The organism is Vibrio sp. 03_296 (assembly GCF_002265885.1).
Genome location: NZ_NPKW01001020.1, coordinates 1 through 794 on the forward strand (window position 1 = coordinate 1; position 794 = coordinate 794).

The following is a 794-nucleotide window of genomic DNA, read 5'->3' on the forward strand; positions in this document are numbered from 1 at the left end:
AAACATTGAAACGACATTCTTCTCGGTGGTGGTGATTTTGTTGGTCACGGTGTCGGTCATCGTGGTGCTGACGTTAGCCATTAACCTGCACGAACACCGCTTGGCCGATAAAAACCTCAAAGAGTTAGGCCCACAAGACGGTGATGTTTCAAGAAGATGAGAAAAAACACCTCGCTCGAGAAGCTCCATGACGGGATTAACCAACTGTTGGTTTCAAGCAAATGTCATTTGGAGTTGCTGGCGCACAARGTGCAAGACCGTCGCTAAAGTGCAATCTCGATAATCTCAACAATCGCTCACCACGGCCATTAACGAAGTTCGTCATATCTCACATCAGCTTCGCCCCAGCGCGCTGGATGACATTGGCCTTGAAGCGGCGTTATCGAGCTTGATGCAGGATTTTCGTTCCCATTCGGGCATAGAATCGACATTTGTTCGATACGCAAGATGGCCGTTTAAAATCCGAGGTGGCCACGACACTCTATCGGGTGGTACAAGAGTCGCTCAACAACATTGAAAAACACGCAGGCGCGAAAAAAGTGACGGATGATTTTGCAGCAGATGGGCAATATTCTTCAGTTACTGATTCGCGATGATGGCTATGGATTTAACGTCAGTGATGCTTTACGTAAACGAGGCATTGGGTTAAGAAATATGAGAGAGCGAGTGGAATTCATTGGTGGTGATTTTGAACTAATGAGTGAACCTGGCTTTGGGACTGAAATAACGGTGTTATTGAATTTAGATGGATTGACCTATGGATAAGCCAATTCGAGTTGATAATAGTCGATGAT

Annotated in this window: 1 pseudogene; it reads left to right on the plus strand. The window is 45.8% G+C overall.

Features of this window, described 5'->3' with window-relative positions:
- Positions 1-765: pseudogene (locus CIK04_RS29560) on the plus strand (sensor histidine kinase); the annotation flags it as partial.
- Positions 766-794 lie beyond the last annotated feature (29 nt).